A 24,821-nucleotide genomic window follows, 5' to 3' on the forward strand; every position below is an offset into this window, starting at 1 on the left:
CTATATGTAGATACGAACAATTGAAGTTATAATAGGTGTTTAAGGCACATACCTATCCGCGTTCCGAGTAGCTATCCCGCGGCAACTCGAGGGCGGGATATGGAGGAAATTCCAGCGGCGTTCATGGATCTGTTCGAACGGAAGACGGTCGCCCACGTGTCGACGATCATGCCGGATGGGACGCCACAGGTGACGCCGGTCTGGATCGACGTTGACGACGAGGGCTACGTGCTGGTAAACACCGCCCGCACCCGCCGCAAGGAGAAAAACGTCCGACAGAATCCGAACATTGGCGTCTCGATCCCGGATCCCGACGATCCCTACCGGTATCTCTCGATCCGGGGGCAAGTCGAGGAGGTGACGACCGAGGGAGCGATCGACCACATCGACAGCCTCACCCAGCGGTACTTCGAGGAGGACGAATACCCGCACCACGGCGACGAGGTCGGCGAGCGAGTTATTTTACGAATCCGGCCGGATCGAGTGATCTCGAGCGGAAACTAGCTGGTTCGTCTCGAGCGCAGGGCCTTCTCAGAACCGCCCCGGTTCGCGGTAGGTGCCGAGGATGCCGTGACAGTCCGGACAGTGGACGATCAGGAGGTCGCCACGCTGGTGTCGGACGAGTGATTCCGTCTCGGGTGCGTGATTACAGTACGGGCAGGTCGGCATATGGTGGTGTATGCTACCGATAAACATAGCTGTTCCACTATCTGACTCCAGTATTGTTTTATCCTCCCGGGAGAGTAGATTCGCCCAGTGTGAAAGGACAGGAATGGTACCAGGCCGACGACGTCGCACAGGAGTACGACGACAAGCGGTTCTCTCGCGGCGGACAACTCATCGACCGGCGCGAGAAAATCGCCGTCCTCGAGGCACTCGGGCCGCTCGAGGATCGTGACGTGCTCGAGATCGCCTGTGGTACCGGGCGGTTTACGGTCATGCTCGCCCAGCAGGGGGCGAACGTCGTCGGACTCGATATCTCTGCAGCGATGTTACAACAGGGACGCCGGAAAGCACAGGCAGCGGGTGTCACTGGGACGCTCGAGTTCCTGCGCGGTGACGCAGGACGACTCCCGTTTCCGGACGACCACTTCGATACGGTGGTCGCCATGCGATTTTTCCACCTCGCTGACGACCCGGCGGCGTTCCTGAGCGAGATGAAACGCGTCGCTCGTGAACAGATCGTCTTCGATACGTTCAACCGCTATAGCTCCCGGAGCGTCTACAACTGGGCCTTGCCGATGGGGTCGCGACTGTACTCGAAGAGCGAAGTGAGCGTTCTACTGGCGAAAAACGGTCTCGAGCTCGTCGATGTCGAGGACGACTTTCTCGTCCCGTACGGGTTGTATCGTGCAATTCCCAACGTCCTCGCAAGTCCGATTCGGACGGTCGACCGGGCAATTGGCCGTGTTCCAGGCTCCGACCATCTGATGTCGGTCTCGTACTGGAACGTCAGACTCTGACAGTAATGTCTCATTTATCCTGACTCTCTCGCGAGAAACCCGGTTTCTTTTAAGTGTCGGAGTCATCTACAGTCTACTATGGAGCCGACGCTCTCGGTAGTCGTGTCGACGCTGAACGACCGAGAGCACTTACTCTCCTGTCTCGACGGCCTCGAGGATCAGCTTCCAGCCTCGAGTGAAGTGATCGTCGTCAACGGCCCATCGTCGGATGGAACGACTGGTGCCGTCCGCGACCGCGACGATGTCGACGTACTGGTCGAAATCTCGGATCGGGCGGCGAGCGTCTCCCGGAATGCTGGCTTCGAGGTGGCTACCGGCGACGTGGTGGCGTTTCTCGGTGACGAGTACGTCATCGAACCTGGCTGGTACGAGGCGGTCGTCGGTGCCATCGAGCGCCAGGCCGACGTCGTCACTGGGCCAGTTCGTGGCCGGCTCTCAGGCGAGCAGCGCGGCACTGAACCGACGACGATACTCGGCCGCTGTGTCACGCCGTTCGAGGGATCGAACGTCGCGGTCGACCGCGCGGTTCTCGAGGCCCTCGACGGGTTCGACGAGTACCTGTCGGTCGCCGAAGCGACCGACTGTGCGCATCGCCTCGCTGGTCTCGAGTACGACGTCACCTGGCGTCCCGAGATGGCCGTTCGTAGCGAAGTGGGAACCGACGGAGGAACGCCGGATCGCGACTGGTTCTGCCGGTTTCAGTCGCTCACGTATCGACTGAGCAAGAACTACGGCCCTCGTCCGTCAGTCGTTGGTCGCGTCGCCTGCCGGGCGGTCGGTGACGGAGCAGGCGGAGCGAGAGGAGTGCTGGCCGGCGAGGGAACGCCAACGGACTGGCTCGGAAACGGCGTCGATGTCCTCCAGGGAAGTGTTCGTGGGTTCGTCGATGGCCTCCGTGCCCGATACGCAGACCGCACAGACCGTCGAAACCCCCACGGTGTTTCCGGCCGCCACGACCGGGCGGTTCGCGTCTACGACCGTCGATCGGACGCTGACGGGGTGTAGCCGATTGTCGGTAGTCGTCGAGAGTGATAATCCTTATACACAGCCGATGAGAATCGCCGCCTATGACAACGCTGCGGTCACCAGGGCCGACGATCGGCGTCGTCGGTGGGGGGCAACTTGGCCGGATGCTCGCCGAGGCCGCCTCACCGCTCGGCGTCGACGTCATCGTGCTCGATCCGACACCCGATTGCCCAGCGGCGGGTGTGAGTCGCGATCATCTCGTCGGCGACTTCGACGACGAAGACGGGATTCGCGAACTCGCCAAACGTGCCGACGTCCTCACATTCGAGATCGAACTTGCCGATCAGGACGTCCTCGAGCACGTTCGCGAGGAGACCGGCGTCCCGGTACACCCCGATCCGACGACGCTGCGAACCATCCACGACAAACTGGTTCAGAAACGAGACCTTGCGGATGCGGGCGTTCCCGTACCGCCGTTTCGGGTCGTCGACGACGTCGAGGATGTTCGCGCTGCCATCGACGACTACGGCGCACCAGTGATGTTGAAAGCCCGAACGGGCGGGTACGACGGTCGTGGCAACGTTCCCGTCGAGTCGAAAGCCGACGCCGAGGCCGCCCTCGAGTCGGTCGCCGGGCCAGCGATGGTCGAGGCGTTCGTCGATTTCGAACGCGAGATTTCGGTTATCGCCGCGGCGGGCTACGGGGAGACGGCAACCTTCCCCGTCGGCGAGAACGTTCACGAGGATGAGATCCTTCGGGAAACGGTCGTTCCCGCGCGCTCGAGCGACGCCGTCCTCGACCGGGCTCGTGACGTCGCCGAAGACGTCCTCGAGGTGATGAACGGCCGGGGGATCTACGGGATCGAACTGTTCGAGACGACCGACGGCGAGATTCTGCTCAACGAAATCGCTCCTCGCCCGCACAACTCCGGTCACTGGACGATCGAAGGGGCCCAGACTTCGCAGTTCGAACAACACGTTCGCGCCGTGCTTGGCTGGCCACTTGGCTCGACGGCACTTCGCGCACCGACGGTGTCGACGAACCTCCTCGGTGATGTCGATCAGTCCCAGCCAGCCCAGCTTACGAACGTCGAACGGATCCTCGAGTCGCCGACGGCCAGCCTCCATTGGTACGGCAAGCGGGAGGTACGGCCGCTCCGGAAGATGGGGCACGTGACGGTCACCGCCGGGGAGGGAGACTCCCGTGGTGACCTGCTCGAGCGCGCTCGGCGGTTGCGCGAGGCCGTGACGTTCGAGTCGAACTGAATCGACCGGAGAACGGAACACCGACTATCCAGGGACGCCAACCGTCGACCACCACCTTTCCATCATCCATGCCAGCCAGCGTCACAGACCTCATCGATAGATTGCACCGCGAAGCCGAACAAGACCGCCCAACGGAGGCGACGCCTGACGTCGGAATCGTCATGGGCAGTGACTCCGACCTCGAGGTGATGATGACCGGTGGCTCCCGTCCCGGTGCATACGACGCCTTCGTCGAGGAACTCGGCTTCGGCGAGCAGACCGACTACGAGAACCCACCCGACGAGCGTTTTACGTTCGAAACGTACGTCACCTCGGCCCACCGAACTCCGGATCTGATGACGGCCTACGCGGAGACGGCCGAAGATCGTGGGATCGAGGTGCTCATCGCCGGGGCCGGCGGGAAGTCGGCCGACCTCCCGAACATGACGGCGTCGATCGCGTACCCACTGCCCGTCATTGGTGTCCCGGTTCAGGAGAAGTCCGTCGATAGCGTGATCGGAATGCCCGCGGGTGCACCACTCGTCGCCGTCGACGCAGGCAAGTCATTCAACGCGGCACTTTCTGCGGCACAGATCCTCGCTCGTCAACACGAAACCGTTCACGAGCGGTTACTCGACTACCACGAGCGATTACGCAGCGATGTCGGGGACGTCTCCCGACGACTCCACGACGGCGGCGTCGAGGCCTACCACGATCGGTGAACACATGGTTACTCGAGGGGGGTGCTTCGGGGCTCTCGCTCTCCGCTTTTTTTGATGGCCATCAAACACGGGACTATCATGTTCGGAGACTTTCGCTCGAGCGATCAGGTTACAGGACGGCGCTGGATGGCGAAATCGGGTGAAAAACAAAGAATCAACCCTTATATGGGTGCGTTTCCAACGGCCGAACGTTACGGAGATGAATGATTGGATAGCCATCGGGGCGCTGGCGCTCGTGGGGCTACTGATTCCGCTCGGCATGATGGCGGTATCGTATCTCCTCCGACCGAGTGTACCCGAGACGAGCAAACGTGCCACCTACGAGAGTGGCGAGGTGCCGACCGGCGGGACGCGCATCCGGTTTAACATCCAGTACTACATGGTTGCGCTTCTTTTCCTGGTCTTCGACATCGAAACCGTCCTGTTGTTCCCGTGGGCGGTCACGTACACCGATGCGCTGGCAGCCGAGGAGTACGGACTCCTCCACGCGCTCGGGCCGATGCTGCTCTTCGTCGCCATCCTCGTCGTCGGACTCGCGTGGGCCTGGCGCAACGGAGCCGTACAGTGGGCGAAGACGCCCGGACAGGTCGAACCTGAGGTCGATCGACCATGAGTAACGAACCAACCCAACAAATCTACGATAGTACCGCTCCCTCGACGGACGACCGTGACGCCCGGATGGGAGCCGGCGTCGACGCCCGGATGAACTCGAAACTTCGGGAGGCGTTCGGATCGTCGCCGTTCATCCTCACCAAGTTCGATCAGTTCATGAACTGGGTGCGCGGATCGTCGATGTTCATGCTGCAGTTCGGGATCGCCTGTTGCAGCATCGAAATGATTCACACGTACGCGATCAAACACGACCTCGACCGGTTCGGGGCCGGTGTCCCGCGTGCATCACCGCGACAGGCCGACGTGATTATCGTCCCCGGGACGATCGTCTCGAAGTTCGGCCCGCGGATGAAACGCGTCTACGACCAGATGCCCGAACCGAAGTTCGTCATCGGCATGGGGTCGTGTACGATCTCGGGCGGCCCGTTCCAGGAGGGATACAACGTCGTCAAGGGGGCAGAGGAGATCATCCCGGTCGACATCCACGTTCCCGGTTGCCCGCCACGACCGGAGGCGCTCATCTACGGCGTCGCCAAACTCCAGGAGCGAATCGCCAACGGCGAGTCCTCGCCGGTCGTCGTCAAGCCGTACGAACTCGAGCAGTTCGGCGACCTACCACGGGACGAGTTAGTGCAAAAGTTGGCCGACCAGATCGACGAGGACGACCTCGTCATGCGCTACAACTGGGCTGATTCACCATGAGCACGGGACTCGAACCCACGCCGGCAGATCTCGAAGTCACCGAGAGCGAACTCGAGGCGCTGATCGGCGATCGTGCGCTCGCGCGTGACGATCACAAGAACGCCCCTGGATTCGTGATCCGTCCGGACGACGTTCAGGACGTGCTGTTCGACCTGCGCGATCAGGCTGGCTTCGATTACCTCTCCTGTGTCACCGCACAGCAGTACGAGGATCGCTACGAGTCGATCTACCACCTGAAGAAGTACGCCGACCCGACCCAGGAAGTCAGCGTCGTCGTGCCGACGTCGACCGATAACCCGGTCAGCCAGACGGCCGAACCCGTCTACCGGGCGGCCGACTGGGCAGAACGGGAGAACTTCGACCTCGTCGGAATCGACTACGAGGGACACCCCGATCCACGGCGCATCCTCCTTCCTGAGACCTGGCAGGGTCATCCGCTCTCGCACGATTACAACCAGGAGAAACCACAGATCGTCACGCTGGCAGAACACGCGAACCCGCTCCAGGCCGACCAGCGCGATTCGGAGACGGACACGATGTTCCTCAACATCGGGCCACACCACCCGGCCACGCACGGTGTGCTCCACGTCAAGGCGGTGCTCGACGGCGAGACCGTCGTCGACGTCGACCCCGACATCGGCTATCTCCACCGCTGTGAGGAGCAGATGTGCCAGCAGGGCACCTACCGACACCAGATTATGCCGTACCCCGACCGCTGGGACTACGTCTCCGCCGGGCTGCTCAACGAGTGGGCTTACGCCCGTGCGGTCGAGGATCTCGCGGACATCGAGGTTCCCGAGTACGCCCAGGTCATCCGGACGATGGGTGCCGAACTGTGCCGAATCGCCGCGCACATGCTGGCGCTCGGGACGTTCGCGCTGGACGTCTTCGGCGACTTCACCGCCGTCTTCCAGTACGCCTTCCGCGACCGTGAGGTCGTCCAGGACATCCTCGAGGATCTCACCGGCCAGCGGCTCATGTTCAACTACTTCCGGCTGGGCGGGGTCGCCTGGGATCTGCCCGAGCCCCGCGAGGAGTTCTTCGAGAAGACGCGTGATTTCCTCGATGATCTGCCGGCGAAAATTTCCGAGTACGAGGATCTGATCGTCACAAACGAAATCTTCCAGATCCGCTGTGTCGACACCGGGATCCTCGAGCCCGAAGTCGCGAAATCCTACGGCGCGACCGGCCCGACCGCTCGTGGATCGGGCATCGACGTCGACCTCCGACGGGACGACCCGTACGGCTACTACGAGAACCTAGAGTGGGACGTCATTACCGAAGACGGGATGGACAACTACTCGCGAGTGCTCGTGCGCATGGGCGAGGTCGAAGAGAGCGCCAAGATCATCGAGCAGTGTATCGACCTGCTCGAGGACTGGCCCGAGGACGACCGCGAGATCCAGAGCAACGTCCCGCGGACGCTCAAGCCGCCAGCCGACACGGAAGTCTACCGCGGCGTCGAGGCCGCAAAGGGCGAACTCGGCATCTACATCCGATCGGACGGGACGGACAAGCCCGGCCGGTTCAAGATCCGCAGTCCGTGTTTCCACAACCTCTCGACGCTGGGTGAGATGACTCGCGGCGAGTACATCCCCGACCTGATCGCTTCGCTTGGAAGCCTCGACATCGTGCTTGGGGAGGTGGATCGATGACCGGGGCGCTCGAGTTCCCGCTTCAGGACGGGCCGGTTTTGCTTCCAGAACGACTCGGCGAACTGACCGGTCTCAACAACCTCGGATTTGGCGGTGAACTCATCGCGACGTTCATCGCGGCGTTCATCGTCGGTAATCTGATGCTGGCGATGACTGGCGTCGCCGGCCCCTGGGCGAAACGAAAGATTACGGCTGCCTTTACCGACCGGATTGCAGTCAACCGTGTCGGTCCGTTCGGGCTGTTGATCATCGTGGCCGACGCCGTTCGACTGCTCGCAAAGGAGAACATCATCCCGGAAAACGTCGATAGACCGGCCTACGACCTCGCGCCGATCGTCGTCGCGGCGTCGGCGATGCTCGGATTCGCCGTCATCCCGATGGGATCGGGCATCCACCTCGCCGACCCCGAAGTCGGTCTGGCGTACGTCTTCGCCGTTGCCGGTATTGCGAGCGTTGGACTGGTCATGGCCGGCTACTCCTCGGCGAACAAGTACTCGCTGCTCGGCGGGCTGCGCGCGGTCGCCCAGAACGTCGCTTACGAGATCCCGCTCGTCGTGACGGGGATGTCCGTCGTCATCTTCGCGGGCACCCTCCAGATGAGCGAGATCGTTGCCGCACAGGCGGAAACGCTGATTTCAATCGGCGGCTTCGACATCCCGATGTGGTACGCGTTCGTCAACCCGTTCGCGTTCGTCCTGTTCCTCGCGGCGAACTTCGCCGAGATTGGACGGAACCCGTTTGACACGCCGGAGGCACCGACCGAAATCGTTGCCGGCTATCAGACGGAGTACTCGAGCGTCTACTTCGTCCTGATCTACCTCGGTGAGTTCTTACACATCTTCCTCGGCGGGGCGATCATCGCGACGATCTTCCTCGGCGGGCCGGCCGGTCCCGGCCCGGCTGAACTGGGTATTCTCTGGTTCCTCGTGAAGATCTGGGCGGTCTTCTTGCTCACCCAGTGGCTCCGCTCGGCGCTCCCCCGCGTCAGAATCGATCAACTCATCGAGATCGGCTGGAAGGGAATGCTCGTCCTCGCGTTCGCGAACCTCGTCCTGACGGCCCTCATCGTGGGGCTGCTCGAGGCCGATCTCACGCTCACGATGGTGATCTTCGCATGATCGGACTCCTCAAATCGATGGCGGTAACGATGAAACACGCACTGGACGGCAACACGTTCACGGTGGAGTATCCGGAGACGACTCCGGACGTCTCGCCGCGATTCCGTGGGGTTCACAAGTTCAGCCAGGAGCGCTGTATCTGGTGTCGTCAGTGTGAGAACGTCTGTCCAAACGACACGATCCAGATCGTGACGGACGATCAGCGCAACGGCGAACAGTACAATCTCCACATCGGGCAGTGCATCTACTGCCGACTGTGTGAGGAAGTCTGTCCCGTCGACGCCATCTTGCTCACCCAGAACTTCGAGTTCACGGGCGATACGAAACACGACCTCGTCTACAACAAAGAACAGCTGAAAGCGGTACCGTGGTACAAGGACATCGATCCGCTCGAGTCCCGTGAACCGGATCGCGGCGGCTGGATCGGCGAGGGAGAAGGAGAGGTCGACTACCAGTAACGAGATCAGCCCATCTCGAAATCTACAAAGGGCATACCCAACCAGACAACACCAATGACATACGAGCTGATCGCGTTCGCGCTGTTCGCCGTCGTTACGCTGGGCAGTGCGGTCGGCGTCGTGCTCTTGCAAGATCCGTGGCATTCGGCGCTCTTGCTGGGCGTGTCGCTGACGAGCGTCGCGGTCTATTACGTGATGCTGGCGGCCGAGTTCGTCGCCATGATGCAGATTCTCGTCTACGTGGGCGGGGTTCTCATCTTGATCACGTTCGCCGTGATGCTGACGCAAACGGAGGAACCGGACGAGGAGGTGAGTCGGGCATGACGACAGGCCCGAAACTCCGACTCGGGAAAACGCTGGTACCGGGCGTTCTCGCCGTGGTACTGTTCGGAATGATGGCCCTGATCACGCTGAACACCGGGTTCAGTACCATGGCTGGCTTCCCGGAGGGCATCTCGATCACCTCGGAGATCGGCTACGCCATGCTCGATTACACGGCGCTCCAGTCCACTGAGGGGGCGATCGGTGACACCGAACCCTTCCTCATTTCGTTCCTGCTGATCGCCATCGTCCTCGACGCCGCACTCGACGCCTCGCTCGTGCTCGCAAAGCGCGAAGAGGCGGGCGAGCCAGTGACGGCGCTCGCGAGTCAGGCCGACTCGAGACCCAGTGGCGGCGACGCAGCCGCGACCGACGGGGGTGAGAACCGATGAGCGTCGGCATCGAACACTACGTCCTGCTGTCGCTGGCCCTGTTCTGTATCGGGCTGTTCGGCGTTCTGACGCGACGAAACGCACTGATGTTCCTGATGTCCGTCGAGTTGATGCTCAACGCGGCGAACATCAATCTGATCGCGTTCGCGTTCTATCACGGCAACCTCACCGGCCAGGTGTTCGCCCTCTTTACGATGGCGCTGGCTGCGGCCGAGGTTGCCGTCGGACTCGGGATCATCCTGGTGTTGTACCGTAACTTCCGTGACGTCGACGTCACGGTTCCATCGGAGATGAGGTGGTAACTGTATGGAAACTGCATTTGAGTTGGCACCGGCGATCGTTCTCCTGCCGCTCGCGGCGTTCGTCGTCGCCCTGCTCTTTGGCGACTACATGCCGAAGAAAGGCGCGTTCGCCGGGATCATTGCGACCGCGGGGTCGCTCGCACTGTCGTTATTCGTGCTCGCGGCGGTCGCGGCCGGCGGGGAGTTTCAGGAGACGTACTTCACGTGGGCGGTCGGTGACGCGGTAAGTGAAACCGGCGAGAGCATGATCGAGTTCACCTTCGGTATCTTGCTCGATCCGCTCTCGGCGCTGATGCTCGTTATCGTGTCGCTGATCGCGTTCCTCGTGCACGTGTTCAGTCTCGGCTACATGAACGACGAAGGCGAAACCGGGCTGCGGCGGTACTACGCCGAACTCGGCCTGTTTACGTTCAGCATGCTCGCGTTTGTCGTCGCCGACAACCTGCTGATGGCGTTTATGTTCTTCGAGCTGGTCGGGCTCTGTTCGTACTTGCTCATCGGGTTCTGGTTCCGCACCGAATCCGCGCCATCGGCCGCGAAGAAGGCGTTCCTGGTCACCCGCTTCGGTGACTACTTCTTCCTGCTCGGGGTCGTCGCCATCGGCGCGACCTTCGGCACGCTCGCCTTCCAGGGCGACGGCTCGTTCGTCGCCGCTGCCGGCGAGGCAATCGACAACGGTGAGACCCTGTTCGGCTTCGGTGCCGAAACCTGGGTCACCATCACCGGCTTGCTGGTGCTGGGCGGTGTGATTGGCAAATCCGCTCAGTTCCCGCTTCACACCTGGCTGCCGGACGCGATGGAAGGCCCGACCACGGTGTCGGCGCTGATCCACGCCGCGACGATGGTCGCCGCCGGTGTCTACCTCGTCGCCCGGATGTTCGGCTACTACGCGCTCAGCCCGACGGCGCTCGCGATCATCGCGTTCGTCGGCGGGTTCACCGCGCTGTTCGCCGCAACGATGGGCGTCGTCAAAGACGACATCAAACAGGTGCTCGCGTACTCGACGATCAGCCAGTACGGCTACATGATGCTCGGCCTGGGCGTCGGCGGTTACGTCGCCGGGGTCTTCCACCTGATGAACCACGCCTTCTTCAAGGCGCTGTTGTTCCTCGGGGCGGGTGCCGTCATCGTGCTCATGCACCACGAACAGGACATGTGGAAGATGGGCGGGCTCAAGGACAAAGCACCCGTCGTCTACTACACGTTCCTCGCCGGTGCGCTCGCGCTCGCCGGCATCGTTCCGTTCTCGGGCTTCTGGTCGAAAGACGAGATCCTGTTCGACGCGATTATCGTCGGCCTGAACGAGCCGATCATCCTCGCCGCGTACGCGATGGGGCTGCTCGCCGTCTTCTTCACCGGCTTCTACACCTTCCGGATGGTCTTCCTGACCTTCCACGGTGAGCCACGAACCGACGCCGCGCGCGATCCACACCCCGTCGGCTGGAACATCAAGTTCCCGCTGCTCACGCTGGGTGTGCTCGCACTCGTCGCCGGTATCGCCAACCTCGCGCCGGTGTACAAGTTAACCGGGATCGAACTCACCTACCTCGAGTTTTGGCTCGACGGGCAGTACGGCGGGTTCGCCGACCTGACCTACAGCGAGTACAGCGACACGACGCACTACGAGGCGGCGTACATCGCTGGCTCCGAGACGGTGACGCTACTGGTCGCTGCCGGGCTCGGGCTCGGATTGGCCGTCGCCGGTGCCGTCTTCGCGATGGTGCTCTACAACGTGCCAGAGCCCGTTGCCCACACCGAGAACCTGGGCAGCGCTCGTACCGTCCTGCGCAGCAACTACTACCAGGACGAGTATCAGGTCTGGATCGCCACGCACCTGACGCTCCCGCTGGCTCGAGCCGCCGACCGGTTCGACCAGACGGTTATCGACGGCGTCGTCAACGGCGTCTCGAGCGTGAGCCTCTTCGGTAGCGGCCGGATGACGCGGTTGCAGTCGGGTGTCGTGACGAACTACGCGGCACTCATTATCGCCGGGTTCATCGCCTTGCTTGTCGTGCTCGGCGTCCTCGGAGGGTGGTTCGTATGATGATCGAGACGCTCCTTGCAGTCACGTTCGCGGGCGCGCTGGTGACGTTCCTCGCGCCCAACCGTATCGCCGGCAAACTAGCCTTCGCCATCAGTCTGATCCCGGCTGGGCTCTCGCTGTGGCTGTACACGGCGTTCGACGGCAGCGGCAACGCACTCGTCGATGGCGGCGAACTCGCCTTCGAATCCCAGACGACGTGGATCCAACTCGGCGCCTACGAGATTTCGTGGTACGTCGGTCTCGACGGCATCAGCCTGCCGCTGGTCGTGCTGACGACGGTGCTCACGACGCTCGCGATCATGAGTTCGTGGACCCCGATCGACATGCGCCAGTCGCAGTTCTACGGGCTGATCCTGTTCATCGAGGCGAACCTGATCGGCGTGTTCGCGGCACTGGACTTCTTCGTCTGGTTCATCTTCTGGGAGGCCGTCCTCATCCCGATGTATCTGTTGATCGGGGTCTGGGGCGGCCCGCGACGGAAGTACGCCGCGATCAAGTTCTTCATCTACACGAACGTCGCGTCGCTGCTGATGTTCGGTGCGTTCATCACGCTGGTCTTCAGCCTCGACGTGACCTCGTTCGCGCTACCCGAGATCACCCAGGCGATGCTCGACGGCGGCCCAGAGAGCTTCGCCGGCATCGCCGGATCCACGATCGCCTCGCTGGTGTTCATCGCGATGTTCATCGGCTTTGCTGTCAAGGTTCCCGTGGTGCCGTTCCACACCTGGCTGCCGGACGCCCACGTCGAGGCCCCGACGCCCGCGTCGGTGCTGCTGGCAGGCGTCCTGCTGAAGATGGGTACCTACGCCCTGCTCCGGTTCAACTTCACGATGTTCCCGGATCAGGTCGCAGCCTACGCGATACCGATCGCAGCCATCGCCGTCATCAGCGTCATCTACGGAGCGATGTTGGCGCTGGCGCAGACCGACCTCAAGCGGATCGTCGCCTACTCGTCGGTGTCGTCGATGGGGTACGTGATCCTCGGATTGATCGCGTTCACTCACTTCGGCGTCGGTGGGGCGACGTTCCAGATGGTTTCCCACGGCCTCATTTCGGGGCTGATGTTCATGGCCGTCGGCGTCATCTACAACGCCACACACACCCGGATGGTCACCGACATGTCCGGGATGGCCGATAAGATGCCCATCGCCGTCGGCATCCTCATCGCCGGTGCGTTCGGCTACATGGGGCTGCCGCTGATGAGCGGGTTCGCCGCGGAGTACTTCATCTTCTTCGGGGCTTTCGGCTCCGAGGTGCTGGCGTACGCACCGCTGTTTACCGCGCTCGCGATGTTCGGCATCGTGATCGTCGCGGGCTACCTGCTGTTCGCGATGCAGCGGACGCTGTTTGGCCCGTACCGGCTCGAGACCGACTACGAGGTCACTCGAGCGCCGCTGCACGACGTCGCGCCGATGTTCGTCCTCCTCGGACTGATCATCGCCCTCGGCGTCGCACCGGAGTTGATCTTCGAAATGATCCTTGATGCAGTTGATCCGATCCTCGCGACTGGAGGTGGTGCCTGATGGCTGACCCGTTCGCGCTCCCAGAGTGGATGGCGCTCGCGCCACCGCTCACGCTCGCGCTGACGGCACTGGTGTTGTTCGGCTACGACAGCATCAATCCGAAGTCGACGAATCGCCCCGTCCTCGCGGGCATCGCGGCTGTCGGGGCTCTAGTGTCGCTCGCCGCCGCGGTCTGGTTCATCCTGGCCGGCACGGGTGCCGAAAACGCCGACGCTGGCTACGACCTGTGGTTCGTCGTCGGCGAGGCCCAGGCCGGCACCGGCGCGATCGACCTCTTCGGCGGCCAGCTGATCGTCGATCAGATGGCGCTGTTCTTCATGGTCGTCGTCGCCGTCGTCACCGCGCTGGTGGCGATCGCGAGCTACGACTACATGGCCGGACACACCTACCAGGCCGAGTACTACTCGCTGCTCTTGCTCGCGGCGACCGGGATGTCGACGATGGCGGCGGCCAACAGCCTCGTCACCATCTTCATCGCGCTCGAGCTCGCCAGCCTGCCGTCGTACGCGCTGGTGGCGATCCTCAAGGACAACCGCGGAAGCGTCGAAGCCGGGCTGAAGTACTTCCTGATCGGTGCGCTCTCCTCGGCAATCTTCGTCTACGGGATCAGCCTCGTCTACGGTGCCACTGGGCACCTGCAACTCGAGGCCATCGCCGAGACCCTCGCCGCCGGCGAGGCCGATGCCTACGGTGGCATCCTCGGCCTGGGCATCCTGATGCTCATCGGTGGCTTCGCGTTCAAGACCGCGAGCGTGCCGTTCCACTTCTGGGCACCAGAGGCCTACGAGGGCGCGCCGGCACCGATCTCGGCGTTCCTCTCCTCGGCCTCGAAGGCGGCCGGCTTCGTGATCCTCTTCCGGGTTTTCACGACGGCGTTCCCGCTCGAGGTCACGACCGACGTCATCGGTCTCGAGTGGACGCACGCGTTCATCATCCTGGCTATCGTCACGATGACGGTCGGGAACTTCGCCGCGGCGACCCAGCAGAACGTCAAGCGGATGCTCGCGTACTCCTCGGTCGGGCACGCTGGCTACGCGTTGATTGGCCTGGCCGGGCTCACCGTCGACGGCGGTGAACTCGTCCTCGGTGCCGCGATGATGCACCTGCTGGTCTACGGCTTCATGAACACCGGTGCGTTCCTGTTCGTCGCCCTGGCGGAGTACTGGGGTGTCGGACGCACCTTCGAGGACTACAACGGCCTGGCGACACGGGCACCGATCGCCTGTACCGCGCTGGCGATCTTCATGTTCAGCCTCGCCGGCATCCCGCCGTTCGGTGGCTTCTGGAGCAAGTACTTCCTGTTCACGGGGGCGCTCGAGGCCGCCGCCGTCAACAGTGCGATGCTCGCAGTCGCGGCGGCGCTGGTGATTAACAGCGCACTGTCGCTGTATTACTACTCGCGGCTGGTAAAGGCGGTCTGGATCAACGACCCAGTTGCGGACTTCGAGCGCGAACTCGCCGGGTCGCCGACGGGGCTGTACGCGGCGATCGTCTTCGCTGCCGTGATGACCGTCGTCCTGTTGCCCGGGTTCGGCCCGGTCGCCGATCTGGCGATCGATGCGGCGAGTGCGGTTATCGTCTCCTGAGCGTCCTCGACTATCGGCTTTTTTCGCGTATCGCTCGTGTGCTTTTCCTGCGCTTCTCGCCTGTTCCTCACCTTCGGGATCGGCACTCTGGACTCGAGCCTTGTCCTCACGGCAGGCTTCTCGGATGTGCGAACCGACCCGGTAGTTTTTACCCGTTAGGGCGGAAAATCGCGGTATGGTGTCCCGGCTCGTCCTCGGGTGCGGGAGCGTCGGACAACGTGTCGTCGAGCGACTGCGAGGACGTACCATCACCGCGGGCTCGAGTGGCGTCTCTCCCTCGGTCGTGGTGGTCACACGAGAAAACGGCGTCGTCGAGACGCTTCGCGAAGAGAACGTCCGCGCCCGGTGTGCTGACCCGGCCGATCCCGAAGTGCTCGCGTCCCTCGAGGTGCCGGACGTCGTGTTCGTCGCCAGCGACTCGGTCTGGGAGAACCGACAGATCCTCGAGGCTGCCCGGGACGCGTTTCCGGACGCGATCACCGTCGCGTATCTGCCGGTTGACGCCGAATCTGTCTCCGACGGGGCGACAGCTGAACAGTCGGACGATCGACGGGCCATACACGACCTCGCGACGACGGTCGTCGATTCCCGGCGGGCGCTCACGACCTGGCTTCTCGAGCGGACGACCCATCCAGTGGCACAGAAGGCAATCGATCTCCGAACCCGACTGGCGCGTATCGACGGGACGCTTGCCGTCGTCGCTCATGACAACCCGGATCCGGACGCGATCGCGAGCGCGGTCGCGTTACGGACACTTGCAGAGTCGATGGGCGTCGATGCCGTTGCCTGCTACTACGGCGAGATTTCCCACCAGGAGAATCGAGCGATGATCAACCTCCTCGATCTCGAGTTGCGGACGCTCGATCCCGACGAGCCCCTGGGTGAGTTCGATGCGTTTGCACTGGTCGACCACTCTCGCCCCGGCGTGAACGATCAGTTGCCGGCGGATCTGGCGATCGACATTGTCATCGACCATCACCCGCCACGCGGGCCGGTTCCGGGGGAGTTCTACGACCTTCGGGAGGGCGTCGGCGCGACGAGTACGATCATGGCCGGCCACCTCGACCGCTTCGGCCTCGAGATCGATTCCCAGATCGCAACCGCATTACTGTACGGCATCCGTGTCGATACCAACGATTTTCGCCGCGAACTGTCACAGGCGGATTTCGAGGCCGCAGCACTGCTCTGGCCCCGGGTCGATTTCACGACGCTCTCCCGAATCGAACAACCGACGATCGAAGGTGATACGCTCGAGACCGTTGCGCGGGCGATCAAGAATCGCACGCAGCGTGGATCGGTCGTCGCCTCGAGCGCAGGCGAGATCACCGATCGAGACGCACTTCCCCAGGCGGCCGAGAAACTGCTCTCGATGGAGGGCGTCGATACGACGCTGGTGTTCGGGTTCCGCGAGGAGATGGTGTACGTCTCCGCGCGAGCCCGTGCCAGCGATATCGACGTCGGCGAGACGCTTCGGGATGCATTCGACCAGATCGGGAGCGCGGGCGGTCATGCCGACATGGCGGGTGCCCAACTCGAGATGGGGATCCTGGCCGAGACGGACGACGCCGAGGAGCGCGAGTCGATTCTGAGCGTCGTCGAGGAGGTGATCACCGATCGCTTTTTCGAGGCAATCGGCACCCGTCCGGGGACGCCGGTCGGCGTGTACAGCCAGACCAGCGCCATGTTGTTTGGCTCGACCCCTGCTGGTGAGTCGGATGAGGACACGCTCGAGTAACCTGCGAAGGAGCGGACAGGTCGGTCGCTGTGATACAGAGAGGGCAGCGTTTTTGCCGACCGCTCCCGAGCGTACTGGTATGCCGATTCCCGCCGACGGAAAACCTCGGGTCAAAGACTACATGACACGCGACGTGGTAACGGTGTCACCCGATGCAACCGTCGAGTCAGTGGCAACGCGGATCGCCGAGAGCGACGAACATAGCGGTTTTCCCGTCTGTGATCGCCGTCGAGTCGAGGGGTTCGTAAGCGCTCGCGACCTGCTTCTGGCCGATGACGACGATCCGATCTTTCGGGTTATGTCACAGGAGTTGATAGTTTCTCACCCGGATATGAAGGTAACCGATGCCGCCCGCGTCATCCTCCGATCGGGGATTCAGAAACTGCCCGTCGTCGACGATGCCGGCAACCTCGTCGGAATCATCTCCAATGCGGACGTGATCCGCAGCCAGATCGAACGGGCGACCCCGGAGAAAGTGGGGAAACTGATGCGAACGCTCGAGAACATTCACGACGTCTCCTTGCGGCAGGATCGACGGATGATCTCGTTGCTCGAGTTGACGCCGACTCAGGGGCGAGTGTACGCGGACGAACTCGAGGGGCGGAAGTACGAACTCGAACGAGGACTGGCCGAACCGCTCGTAATCATCGATAACGCTGGCACCTTGCTCTTAGCCGACGGCCACCACCGGGTGCTGGCGGCGAACCAACTCGACATCGAAGAGATGGACGCCTACGTTATCGTGATCGATCACGAACTCGATCTAGGCATGGCCAAAACCGCAGCAAAGGAGGGACTCGAGCGGATTACCGACATCGAGGTGGTCGATTACGCGAAACATCCGCTGGTGGAGACGACGAAGCGGTTTCAGTGATCGGCGGGGACTCGGACTGGAGGTTCCTCGGGGGACGAATGTCCGAGACGAAACCCCCTACGTCTATGTCGACTCCGTCCACGTCATCGCGTATGGCCGACCAGAGCGTCGACGACATCGGTAGTTCCGACACAGCGTCACGCGCGAACGCGCACGCACAGGCGTCCGTTCGCGGCTTGATCGAGGACGACGGGCGCTATCTCGTGTTGAAACACGACATGCCTTCTGGGCCGATCTGGGGCGTTCCCGGCGGTCGGGCGACCGTCGGGGAGAACCCCCGAGCGGCCGTCGCCCGAGAAGTGTTCGAGGAGACACGTCTCGAGGTCGACGTCGGTGATCCGCTCGAGGCGTTTTCGTACACCTGGGCTGGGGGTGAGAAGGGCGTCGTCTCGGTGATCTTCGAGTGCACCTGCGTTGGCGGCGACCTCGACATCGAGGCGAACACCGATTCCAGCGAACCGATTACCGCTGCTCGGTGGCTCGAGCCCGACGCCGTCGATGACGTGCCGATGGAAGGGGCGCTTCGTCGGTTGATCCGGAATCGGTAGTCGATTGGAAAACAGACCCCATCACGAAAGAGGGTCGTGGCCGACCACTGGCAAGAACTACCGCGAGGCCGGCTCTGTTTCGACGGACACGGCACCCAGCGGCTGGCTACCCTGATCCGTACACGAGCACCGTCTCGGTGTCGCTATCATCTGCCGACTCGATTATCACCGGAAACTCCTGATTGCGCTCGATCGAGGCGGTTTCGTACCCCAGCCGAACGTTGTCAGCTACGCCTCCATCCAGGTCGACCGTCGTTCGGTCGACGACCTCCGGGTCGTGGCCCACGAGCAAGCGAATCTCCTGACTGCCGTCGACGTCACTCACGTTTCGAATCTCGGCCGTCACCTCGAGGTACTCTCCGGTGTCGACGGGTGCGGTGGTGTCGAGGATCTCGATCACGACCCGTGCGTCGACGTTTTCGACCTCGATCTCCTCGAGGCAGGTGCTCGCGTCTGGATTCTCGTGAGTAATCCCCGCGACTGCCGCGTCGTCAGGGTCGGTCGTCACGCCCGTGATGACGGTGCCGTCCGAGCCGTACTCCGGGATCGTGACGACGATGTCGTCGCTCCCGACCGCGACGTCTCGACTATCGCCGAGTTCCAGCACGACCGTGCCCGAAAACGGTGCCTCGACGTCCCGACCGAAGGTAACGCCGTCCTCGAGGTGCGTGTTCCCGTAGAGGCCGTCGTCGTAGAAGCCGGTACTCGCATACACCACGTCGTCGTCGTTGAACGACCCGGTAACCTCCGCTCGAGCACACCCGTCGAACTGAACGGTCGGGTCGCCGTCGTGGGCAGAGCCGTTTTCGTCGTCGCTCTCTTCGCCGTCACCGTCCGCTTCATCTTCATCATCGTCCGCTCCATCGACGTCACCTTCTGCAGACTCCTCATCGTCGTCGCCATCCTCGCGGTCGTCACGCTCGTCGCTCCCATCGGCCTCGCGGTCGTCACGCTCGCCGTCTTCAGCCGACTGGTCGTCCCCCTTCGAGTCCTCGCTCGAACCGTCGTCCACCGACTCAGTGTCGTCGCCCACGTCCTCGTCCTCGAGTTCGAACTCGTCGTCGCCACCCTGCTCAGCGTCCGCGTCGAGACAGCCGGCAACCAGCATGAGACCGCCCACAGTCCCCGCGCCGCCGATTCCAGCGAGAAGCCCCCGACGCGTCTGGCACGCGCTGGCGTGTTGATTTTCGATCCCGTCGTCGCTCGCTCGACCGTCGGTATCGGCTTCCTCGAGCGTCACAGCCCACCAGACACTGATGTCGCTAAAAGGGTTAATTGATGAGATCCGAACCAAACGTGTCACAAGATAGGATTGCTCGCATCCCTCGGGCAGTGGCTGCCGTACCCCGATCGCAGTTACCCACCTATCAGCTCGAGATCCAGTACGTCGAAAACGAGAGCGCAACAGTCGGTCGAAAACGAGAACAACAGACGGTCGAATACGGCCTGTGCGTTCCGGTTACTTCCCTTCGAATTCGGGGTCGCGGTCGGACTGGAAGGCCGACAGCCCCTCCCAGAGGTCGTCCGTCGTGAACAGGTGGCCGAACGAACTCGCCTCGAGTGCCAGCCCGGCGTCTGTGTCGTCGCGGCCGGCCAGCATGGCGCGCTTGGAGAACTCCATCGCGATCGGTGGGCCGGCGGCGAGGTCACGGGCGAATTCCCACGCCCGATCCTCGAACTCCTCGGTGGACACGACCTCGTTCACGAAGCCGTAGTCGTACATCGTCTCCGGCTCGTAGTCGTTTCTCGCGGTGAAGATGATCTCCTTGGCTCGCCCCTCGCCGACGACGTGTTTCAGGCGCTGGGTGCCGCCCCAGCCGGGGATGAGCCCGAGGTTGTGTTCGGGCTGGCCGAACTGCGAGCGCTCGCTGGCGATTCGCATGTCGGCGCAGGTGGCCAGTTCCATCCCGCCGCCGAGGCAGTAGCCGTCGATCGCGGCGAGGACGGGCATCGGGATCTCCTCGAGGCGACCGAACACGCGCTGGCCGAGCCGGGAGAGATCCGCGGCTTCGATACCGCTCCCTGCCGCGGCCGTGGAGGCGTCGAAACCGGCCGAGAACGCGCGGTCTTCGGCACCAGTGAGCAAGATCGCGCGAACGTCCTCGTCGTCGACGAGCGAGTCGAGCGCGTCGTCGATCTCGTTGATCATATCGGTCGTGATCGTGTTCATGCGGTGTGGCCGATCGATGACGAGATTGGCCACGCGTCCGTCGATCTCGACCGCGATATCCTCGTAGTCGTAGCCGTCGGTCTCTTCGTCGTCATCGTCGCCGTAAAAGTTCCCCTCGTCGGCGAAGGTTCGGAGCGCCTCGGATGGCTCGTGTCGCGCCGCATCCGTTTTCTCGTAGGCGTCCTCGAGCGCCTCGAGCAGCTCCGAGAGGCCGCGACCGTCGGCCATCTTCGCGGGGCCGTCCGGGAAGCCCGCGCCGAGTTTCATCGCCTCGTCGATGGCGTCGGGGCCGGCGACGTCGTCGTCGATCAGCTGGGCGACCTCGTCGGCCATCACGGCGAGCAAGCGGTCGGCGATCCACTCTTTCCCTTCGTCGGTCGGGATCTGGACGCCGTCACCGTCCTCGTAGTCGTAGACGCCCTTGCCGGTCTTCTTCCCGAGTTCCTCCGCCTCGACTTTCTCCTCGGTCATCGGACATGGGGCGTACGCGTCGCCGAGAGTCTCGTGCATGTACTCCTGGACGTGCAGGCCCACGTCGAGGCCGACCTGGTCGGTGAGTTCGAACAGCCCCATCGGGAGTCCCATATCGAACTTCGCCGTCGAGTCGATTTCCGCGACGGTGGCCTCGTCCTCGTAGACCATCCACGCCGCTTCGTTCATCAGCGGGACGAGGACGCGGTTCACGATGAACCCCGGACTGTCCTTGTGGACGCGGACGGGCGATTTGTCGACGTCTTCGGCGAGGGCCTCGATCACGTCGAGGGTCTCCTCGTCGGTGTGTGCCCCCGAAATAACCTCGACCAGCGGCATCCGAATCGGCGGATTGAAGAAGTGCATTCCGCAAAAGCGCTCGGGGCGGTCGGTAACCTCCGAGAGTTCGGTGATCGAGAGACTCGAGGTGTTCGTCGCGAAGATGGCGTGGTCGGGGGCGTACTGCTCCACCTCACCGTAGACCTCCTTTTTGATGTCCATCTTCTCGGGAACGGCCTCGATGACGACGTCGACGTCGGCGACTGCCTCCTCGACGTCGACCAGCGGCGTGATGCGCTCGAGCGTCGCGTCCGCGAGATCGTCGCTAATCTGATCTTTTTCGGCGAGTTTGCCGACCGACCACTCGATCTGCTCGTAGCCGTTCCGGACGAACTCCTCGTTGATGTCCCGCAGGGTCACGTCGTAGCCCGCGAGTGCGGCCACTTCCGCGATACCGTGGCCCATGTTCCCCGCTCCGAGAACTGCGATGGTGTTGATATCCTCCAGTTCCATGGGAACGTATGCGTTTGCAACCGGTTTCAACGTTTCCCTCTCGACAGGTGACAACTGTTCTCGAGTTTACTACCGGTTACAAAGTTCTTTATCGTTCAGGACAGAATCAATGGCTATGGACTTTGGACTCTCCGACGAACAACAACAGATCCGCGAGGAAGTGAAACGCTTCGCCGAAAACGAGATCGAACCCGTTGCTACCGAGTACGACGTCGAGGAAAAGTATCCCCACGAGGTCGTCGAAAAGGCCGCAGAGATGGGGCTAACCGGCGCCTACATCCCGATGGAGTACGGCGGCGCGGGCTACTCGATTCTCGACACGGCCATCATCACCGAGGAGCTGTTCGCCTACGATCCCGGCATCGCGCTCTCGATCGTCGCCACCTCCTTCGGCTGTGAGGCGATCATGAACTTCGGAACCGAGGAACAGAAAGAGGAGTTCCTCGAGCCCGTGGCGATGGGCGAAGCCATCTCTGGGGCCGCGATTTCTGAACCCGACACCGGTTCGGACGTCTCTTCCGTCTCCACGCGCGCCGAGAAAGATGGCGACGAGTGGGTGCTCAACGGCACCAAAATGTGGATCACTAACGGCACCGTCGCGGACTTCCTCGTCGTCCTCACGAAGACCGACCCTGACGCCGAGGGTCGTTACAACGGCTTCAGCCAGTTCATCGTCGAGACCGATCGCGACGGCGTCTCGACCGAGAAGATCACCGGCAAGCTCGGGATCCGCGCCTCGGACACCGCCGAAGTCATCCTCGACGACGTGCACGTCCCCGAGGAAAACCTCGTCGGCACCAAAGACGCCGCCTTCCTCCAGCAGATGCAGTTCTTCGACGAGACCCGGACGGCCGTCGCCGCCCAGGGCGTCGGTATCGCGAAGGGAGCGACCGAGGCCGCACTCGAGTACGCCCAGGATCGCGAGCAGTTCGGCCGCTCGATTTCGGAGTTCCAGGCCATCCAGCACAAACTCGCCGACATGGCGACCAAGACCGAGGCCGCCCGCAACCTCACCTACAAGGCGGCCTGGAAGGTCGATCAGGGCGAGGACGTCACCCAGCTGGCCTCGATGGCCAAGGAGTACGCCTCCCGGATCGCCGTCGACGTCGCCGACGAGGCCGTCCAGATCCACGGCGGCGCCGGCTACGTGAACGACTTCCCGGTCGAACGCCTCTACCGCGACGCCAAGATCACCCAGATCTACGAGGGCACGACGGAGATCCAGAAGAACATCATTGCTCGGGAGATGCTCGGGAAGGGTTTCTAACCACCTTTTATTCTGCAGTCTGCTCCGCTGACGGCTCCGCCACACAGCGGAGCGTCCTTCGATAAAAGCTGGGCCAAAAGCACTCCTCCCTCCGTTCCGGACGCGCTGCGTCCTCCACGTTGGTCGTCGGCCCGTGAGCTTAGCTCGCGGTGAGTGACTGGTCGGCAGCCTGCCTTCCCCCGGGAGCGTGCGCCTCTCGCTGTCGCTTGAGACGCGCGCTCGGCCATATGTTTGGTTTTCGGGTCTCGTGGGGTCTCGTGGTGTCTCGTTGGATTTAGTGACTCGAGCACGTTCGTTGATGTGGTGTTCCTCGAGGCGAACGAACACTCACTGTGTGCGATCGGTATCGCCATCATCACTGTCCGAATCCGTATCACCGTCGTCTGAATCCGTGTCCGTGTCAGTATCGCCGTCGTCACTATCCGAATCCGAATCTGAATCCGTATCCCCGTTAGCATCACCATCGACAGGTGCCTCTCTCACACGTGAGCCACGTGAACCAGCTCTCCCCGTACTCCGGATGCCACCAGTCGATTCGTCACGCCCATCGAGGGACGGGTCTTTGTCGTCCAGAGCGGGGTCTCTATCGAGCACGTAGAACACCACGGGTGGCACGACGTACACGCCGATCGCGAGGACGGCGAAGAACGAATCGACGAACACGAGGAGAGCAAACATGGCAAACGCCGCGAGGGTCGCTGCATGGATCTTCGTCTCAGTGTACTCGAGGTAAAACCGCCACAGTCCACGGAGCCACTCGCCGGGGCGCATTTGGTATCCTGTGCAACCCAACGGGAACTTCCCTATTGTAGGTACCCCACCCAATCCATCCCAATCTCGGTCAAGCCCAACCTAACAGGTAGAAATCAGTGCCCAACTGTCTCTCTTCCCTCGGGTTCCTCGGCTGCCGGTCTCTCGGTCGGTTCCTCGAGTGGTGATTCGAACCCGGACGCCACGAGCGGACGGAAACCGTGATTCATTCGTCCCGCAGGAACCCTTTTTGAGCACCGGCCCCTACATCCGATAATGCGAGAGTTCGTCTTCGCCCTCGAGTACGACCCCGGCACGAACCCCGTCGCAGACGTCCTCGAGGCCTACCCGGACACGACCGTCCGTTCGCTCTCCTACCACGTGACGCCCGAGAGCCTCTGGCGGGTCGACCACGCCAGCGGAACCGCAGAGGCGCTCGAGGCGCTCGAGGGAGCCTACGCCGACGCGGACTACTTCGCGGACTGCCTCGTCCGCGACGACTGCGGTGCAACCTGTGAAACCCAGGTACTCGATCGCTCGAGTGACACGCTCGTCGTCTACACGTACTGGGATCGAACCGAGTCGTGTACCTCGGTGCCACACCTTGCGCTCGAACAACTCGGGAGGGGACTACTGTTCGAAACCTACCGCGAGGGACGCCGTCACCGCTGGCGGATCGTCCTCGACGACACGGCACCGATCCACGACTTCTTCAACGCGATGGGTGCCGAAGTGGGCGAGTGCACCGGCATCGAGATGCTGCGACTCACCGACGTCGACCCCGACGGCTCGTTCGACGCCGACCGACCCGTCGACAACGACCTCCCGCCGGAACAACTCGAGGCGCTTCGGGCCGCCGTCGAGTACGGCTACTACGAGACGCCCCGGGACATCGAACTCTCGGAGTTGGCCGAGCGCCTCGAGATACCGCGATCGACGCTCTCTTACCGGCTCCGACGCGCTGAAGCCGCGCTCGCGACCGACCGAATCGCCGACGTCTCGCCGCTCGAACCCTCGCCAGTGCAGTAATAGTTTAGCTATTGATACAAAGGCCCGAAAAGTTGGCGCACGCCAAATAAGCCGTATATCGATCGACCGATTATCAA

The 24,821-nt window shown here is 62.7% G+C and carries 25 protein-coding genes; 21 read left to right on the forward strand and 4 right to left on the reverse strand.

The annotated features are described in order from the left end of the window. Positions 1-99 precede the first annotated feature (99 nt). Positions 100-504 (forward strand): PPOX class F420-dependent oxidoreductase, encoded by a 405-nt coding sequence (locus tag NGM68_RS05615; RefSeq protein WP_252700662.1) that lies wholly within the window; start codon positions 100-102, stop codon positions 502-504. Between the two features lie 27 nt (positions 505-531). Here the strand turns inward: NGM68_RS05615 and NGM68_RS05620 are convergent, their stop codons facing one another. Beyond that, positions 532-669 carry a zf-TFIIB domain-containing protein gene (locus NGM68_RS05620; RefSeq protein WP_252700663.1) on the reverse strand — a complete coding sequence of 46 codons (138 nt, stop codon included), beginning with the start codon at positions 667-669 and terminating at the stop codon, positions 532-534. Between the two features lie 89 nt (positions 670-758). On the opposite strand from NGM68_RS05620, the gene NGM68_RS05625 reads away from it, so the two are divergent. From NGM68_RS05625 to NGM68_RS05710, 18 genes are all read left to right on the forward strand, one after another. Then, complete coding sequence (locus tag NGM68_RS05625) at positions 759-1,463, forward strand: class I SAM-dependent methyltransferase (RefSeq protein WP_252700664.1); 705 nt, start codon at positions 759-761, stop codon at positions 1,461-1,463. A gap of 78 nt (positions 1,464-1,541) precedes the next feature. Next, positions 1,542-2,468: a glycosyltransferase family 2 protein gene (locus tag NGM68_RS05630; RefSeq protein ID WP_252700665.1), complete on the forward strand. Its 927-nt coding sequence runs from the start codon at positions 1,542-1,544 to the stop codon at positions 2,466-2,468. Positions 2,469-2,530: 62 nt separating this feature from the next. Further along, positions 2,531-3,694 (forward strand): 5-(carboxyamino)imidazole ribonucleotide synthase, encoded by a 1,164-nt coding sequence (locus NGM68_RS05635; protein ID WP_252700666.1) that lies wholly within the window; start codon positions 2,531-2,533, stop codon positions 3,692-3,694. Positions 3,695-3,762: 68 nt separating this feature from the next. Next, the gene (locus NGM68_RS05640; protein ID WP_252700667.1) at positions 3,763-4,395 is read left to right on the forward strand and encodes an AIR carboxylase family protein; all 633 of its coding nucleotides are present in this window, start codon (positions 3,763-3,765) and stop codon (positions 4,393-4,395) included. A gap of 199 nt (positions 4,396-4,594) precedes the next feature. Continuing rightward, on the forward strand, positions 4,595-5,008 hold the full coding sequence (locus NGM68_RS05645; RefSeq protein WP_305884203.1) for an NADH-quinone oxidoreductase subunit A: 414 nt from the start codon (positions 4,595-4,597) through the stop codon (positions 5,006-5,008). Further along, positions 5,005-5,709: an NADH-quinone oxidoreductase subunit B gene (locus NGM68_RS05650; RefSeq protein WP_252700668.1), complete on the forward strand. Its 705-nt coding sequence runs from the start codon at positions 5,005-5,007 to the stop codon at positions 5,707-5,709. Before NGM68_RS05645 ends, NGM68_RS05650 begins: the two co-directional genes overlap by 4 nt. Next, positions 5,706-7,364: an NADH-quinone oxidoreductase subunit D gene (locus NGM68_RS05655; protein WP_252700669.1), complete on the forward strand. Its 1,659-nt coding sequence runs from the start codon at positions 5,706-5,708 to the stop codon at positions 7,362-7,364. Before NGM68_RS05650 ends, NGM68_RS05655 begins: the two co-directional genes overlap by 4 nt. Then, the gene (locus NGM68_RS05660; protein ID WP_252700670.1) at positions 7,361-8,482 is read left to right on the forward strand and encodes a complex I subunit 1/NuoH family protein; all 1,122 of its coding nucleotides are present in this window, start codon (positions 7,361-7,363) and stop codon (positions 8,480-8,482) included. The genes NGM68_RS05655 and NGM68_RS05660 overlap by 4 nt, the downstream gene beginning before the upstream one ends. Then, positions 8,479-8,940: a NuoI/complex I 23 kDa subunit family protein gene (locus NGM68_RS05665; RefSeq protein ID WP_252700671.1), complete on the forward strand. Its 462-nt coding sequence runs from the start codon at positions 8,479-8,481 to the stop codon at positions 8,938-8,940. The genes NGM68_RS05660 and NGM68_RS05665 overlap by 4 nt, the downstream gene beginning before the upstream one ends. Before the next feature lie 54 nt (positions 8,941-8,994). Beyond that, complete coding sequence (locus NGM68_RS05670) at positions 8,995-9,264, forward strand: NADH-quinone oxidoreductase subunit J (RefSeq protein WP_252700672.1); 270 nt, start codon at positions 8,995-8,997, stop codon at positions 9,262-9,264. Beyond that, positions 9,261-9,653, forward strand: coding sequence for a hypothetical protein (locus tag NGM68_RS05675; RefSeq protein WP_252700673.1), 393 nt, complete (start codon positions 9,261-9,263; stop codon positions 9,651-9,653). The genes NGM68_RS05670 and NGM68_RS05675 overlap by 4 nt, the downstream gene beginning before the upstream one ends. Next, positions 9,650-9,955, forward strand: a complete 306-nt coding sequence (gene nuoK / locus NGM68_RS05680) for an NADH-quinone oxidoreductase subunit NuoK (RefSeq protein WP_252700674.1) — start codon at positions 9,650-9,652, stop codon at positions 9,953-9,955. The genes NGM68_RS05675 and nuoK overlap by 4 nt, the downstream gene beginning before the upstream one ends. A gap of 4 nt (positions 9,956-9,959) precedes the next feature. Next, positions 9,960-11,999: an NADH-quinone oxidoreductase subunit L gene (nuoL, locus tag NGM68_RS05685; protein ID WP_252700675.1), complete on the forward strand. Its 2,040-nt coding sequence runs from the start codon at positions 9,960-9,962 to the stop codon at positions 11,997-11,999. After that, positions 11,996-13,522 (forward strand): complex I subunit 4 family protein, encoded by a 1,527-nt coding sequence (locus NGM68_RS05690; protein WP_252700676.1) that lies wholly within the window; start codon positions 11,996-11,998, stop codon positions 13,520-13,522. Before nuoL ends, NGM68_RS05690 begins: the two co-directional genes overlap by 4 nt. Next, positions 13,522-15,108 (forward strand): NADH-quinone oxidoreductase subunit N, encoded by a 1,587-nt coding sequence (locus tag NGM68_RS05695; RefSeq protein ID WP_252700677.1) that lies wholly within the window; start codon positions 13,522-13,524, stop codon positions 15,106-15,108. Before NGM68_RS05690 ends, NGM68_RS05695 begins: the two co-directional genes overlap by 1 nt. Before the next feature lie 175 nt (positions 15,109-15,283). Next, positions 15,284-16,843, forward strand: coding sequence for a DHH family phosphoesterase (locus NGM68_RS05700; RefSeq protein ID WP_252700678.1), 1,560 nt, complete (start codon positions 15,284-15,286; stop codon positions 16,841-16,843). Positions 16,844-16,922: 79 nt separating this feature from the next. After that, positions 16,923-17,717: a CBS domain-containing protein gene (locus NGM68_RS05705; protein WP_252700679.1), complete on the forward strand. Its 795-nt coding sequence runs from the start codon at positions 16,923-16,925 to the stop codon at positions 17,715-17,717. Between the two features lie 92 nt (positions 17,718-17,809). Further along, positions 17,810-18,265, forward strand: a complete 456-nt coding sequence (locus tag NGM68_RS05710) for an NUDIX domain-containing protein (RefSeq protein ID WP_252700680.1) — start codon at positions 17,810-17,812, stop codon at positions 18,263-18,265. Positions 18,266-18,371: 106 nt separating this feature from the next. Here NGM68_RS05710 and NGM68_RS05715 read toward each other — a convergent pair whose 3' ends face one another. Then, on the reverse strand, positions 18,372-19,505 hold the full coding sequence (locus tag NGM68_RS05715) for a hypothetical protein (protein ID WP_252700681.1): 1,134 nt from the start codon (positions 19,503-19,505) through the stop codon (positions 18,372-18,374). A 219-nt stretch (positions 19,506-19,724) separates the two neighbouring features. Beyond that, positions 19,725-21,698 carry a 3-hydroxyacyl-CoA dehydrogenase/enoyl-CoA hydratase family protein gene (locus NGM68_RS05720; RefSeq protein ID WP_252700682.1) on the reverse strand — a complete coding sequence of 658 codons (1,974 nt, stop codon included), beginning with the start codon at positions 21,696-21,698 and terminating at the stop codon, positions 19,725-19,727. A 115-nt stretch (positions 21,699-21,813) separates the two neighbouring features. On the opposite strand from NGM68_RS05720, the gene NGM68_RS05725 reads away from it, so the two are divergent. After that, entirely contained in the window at positions 21,814-22,965 is a 1,152-nt protein-coding gene (locus tag NGM68_RS05725; RefSeq protein WP_252700683.1) for an acyl-CoA dehydrogenase family protein, read from the forward strand. 327 nt (positions 22,966-23,292) lie between these two features. On the opposite strand, the gene NGM68_RS05730 is transcribed toward NGM68_RS05725, so the two are convergent. Beyond that, positions 23,293-23,736 (reverse strand): hypothetical protein, encoded by a 444-nt coding sequence (locus tag NGM68_RS05730; RefSeq protein ID WP_252700684.1) that lies wholly within the window; start codon positions 23,734-23,736, stop codon positions 23,293-23,295. A gap of 255 nt (positions 23,737-23,991) precedes the next feature. On the opposite strand from NGM68_RS05730, the gene NGM68_RS05735 reads away from it, so the two are divergent. Continuing rightward, on the forward strand, positions 23,992-24,744 hold the full coding sequence (locus NGM68_RS05735) for a helix-turn-helix domain-containing protein (RefSeq protein ID WP_252700685.1): 753 nt from the start codon (positions 23,992-23,994) through the stop codon (positions 24,742-24,744). The last annotated feature ends 77 nt before the right edge of the window (positions 24,745-24,821 follow it).

This window comes from Natronosalvus vescus (assembly GCF_023973145.1).
In the GTDB taxonomy this organism is placed as follows: domain Archaea; phylum Halobacteriota; class Halobacteria; order Halobacteriales; family Natrialbaceae; genus Natronosalvus; species Natronosalvus vescus.

Bases quoted from the DNA above. Each gene is read 5' to 3' on its own strand.
- NGM68_RS05615 (WP_252700662.1), top strand. From the start codon at position 100: ATGGAGGAAATTCCAGCGGCGTTCATGGATCTGTTCGAACGGAAGACG.
- NGM68_RS05620 (WP_252700663.1), bottom strand. From the start codon at position 669: ATGCCGACCTGCCCGTACTGTAATCACGCACCCGAGACGGAATCACTC.
- NGM68_RS05630 (WP_252700665.1), top strand. From the start codon at position 1,542: ATGGAGCCGACGCTCTCGGTAGTCGTGTCGACGCTGAACGACCGAGAG.
- NGM68_RS05635 (WP_252700666.1), top strand. From the start codon at position 2,531: ATGACAACGCTGCGGTCACCAGGGCCGACGATCGGCGTCGTCGGTGGG.
- NGM68_RS05640 (WP_252700667.1), top strand. From the start codon at position 3,763: ATGCCAGCCAGCGTCACAGACCTCATCGATAGATTGCACCGCGAAGCC.
- NGM68_RS05645 (WP_305884203.1), top strand. From the start codon at position 4,595: ATGAATGATTGGATAGCCATCGGGGCGCTGGCGCTCGTGGGGCTACTG.
- NGM68_RS05650 (WP_252700668.1), top strand. From the start codon at position 5,005: ATGAGTAACGAACCAACCCAACAAATCTACGATAGTACCGCTCCCTCG.
- NGM68_RS05655 (WP_252700669.1), top strand. From the start codon at position 5,706: ATGAGCACGGGACTCGAACCCACGCCGGCAGATCTCGAAGTCACCGAG.
- NGM68_RS05660 (WP_252700670.1), top strand. From the start codon at position 7,361: ATGACCGGGGCGCTCGAGTTCCCGCTTCAGGACGGGCCGGTTTTGCTT.
- NGM68_RS05665 (WP_252700671.1), top strand. From the start codon at position 8,479: ATGATCGGACTCCTCAAATCGATGGCGGTAACGATGAAACACGCACTG.
- NGM68_RS05670 (WP_252700672.1), top strand. From the start codon at position 8,995: ATGACATACGAGCTGATCGCGTTCGCGCTGTTCGCCGTCGTTACGCTG.
- NGM68_RS05675 (WP_252700673.1), top strand. From the start codon at position 9,261: ATGACGACAGGCCCGAAACTCCGACTCGGGAAAACGCTGGTACCGGGC.
- nuoK (WP_252700674.1), top strand. From the start codon at position 9,650: ATGAGCGTCGGCATCGAACACTACGTCCTGCTGTCGCTGGCCCTGTTC.
- nuoL (WP_252700675.1), top strand. From the start codon at position 9,960: ATGGAAACTGCATTTGAGTTGGCACCGGCGATCGTTCTCCTGCCGCTC.
- NGM68_RS05690 (WP_252700676.1), top strand. From the start codon at position 11,996: ATGATGATCGAGACGCTCCTTGCAGTCACGTTCGCGGGCGCGCTGGTG.
- NGM68_RS05695 (WP_252700677.1), top strand. From the start codon at position 13,522: ATGGCTGACCCGTTCGCGCTCCCAGAGTGGATGGCGCTCGCGCCACCG.
- NGM68_RS05700 (WP_252700678.1), top strand. From the start codon at position 15,284: ATGGTGTCCCGGCTCGTCCTCGGGTGCGGGAGCGTCGGACAACGTGTC.
- NGM68_RS05705 (WP_252700679.1), top strand. From the start codon at position 16,923: ATGCCGATTCCCGCCGACGGAAAACCTCGGGTCAAAGACTACATGACA.
- NGM68_RS05710 (WP_252700680.1), top strand. From the start codon at position 17,810: ATGGCCGACCAGAGCGTCGACGACATCGGTAGTTCCGACACAGCGTCA.
- NGM68_RS05720 (WP_252700682.1), bottom strand. From the start codon at position 21,698: ATGGAACTGGAGGATATCAACACCATCGCAGTTCTCGGAGCGGGGAAC.
- NGM68_RS05725 (WP_252700683.1), top strand. From the start codon at position 21,814: ATGGACTTTGGACTCTCCGACGAACAACAACAGATCCGCGAGGAAGTG.
- NGM68_RS05730 (WP_252700684.1), bottom strand. From the start codon at position 23,736: ATGCGCCCCGGCGAGTGGCTCCGTGGACTGTGGCGGTTTTACCTCGAG.
- NGM68_RS05735 (WP_252700685.1), top strand. From the start codon at position 23,992: ATGCGAGAGTTCGTCTTCGCCCTCGAGTACGACCCCGGCACGAACCCC.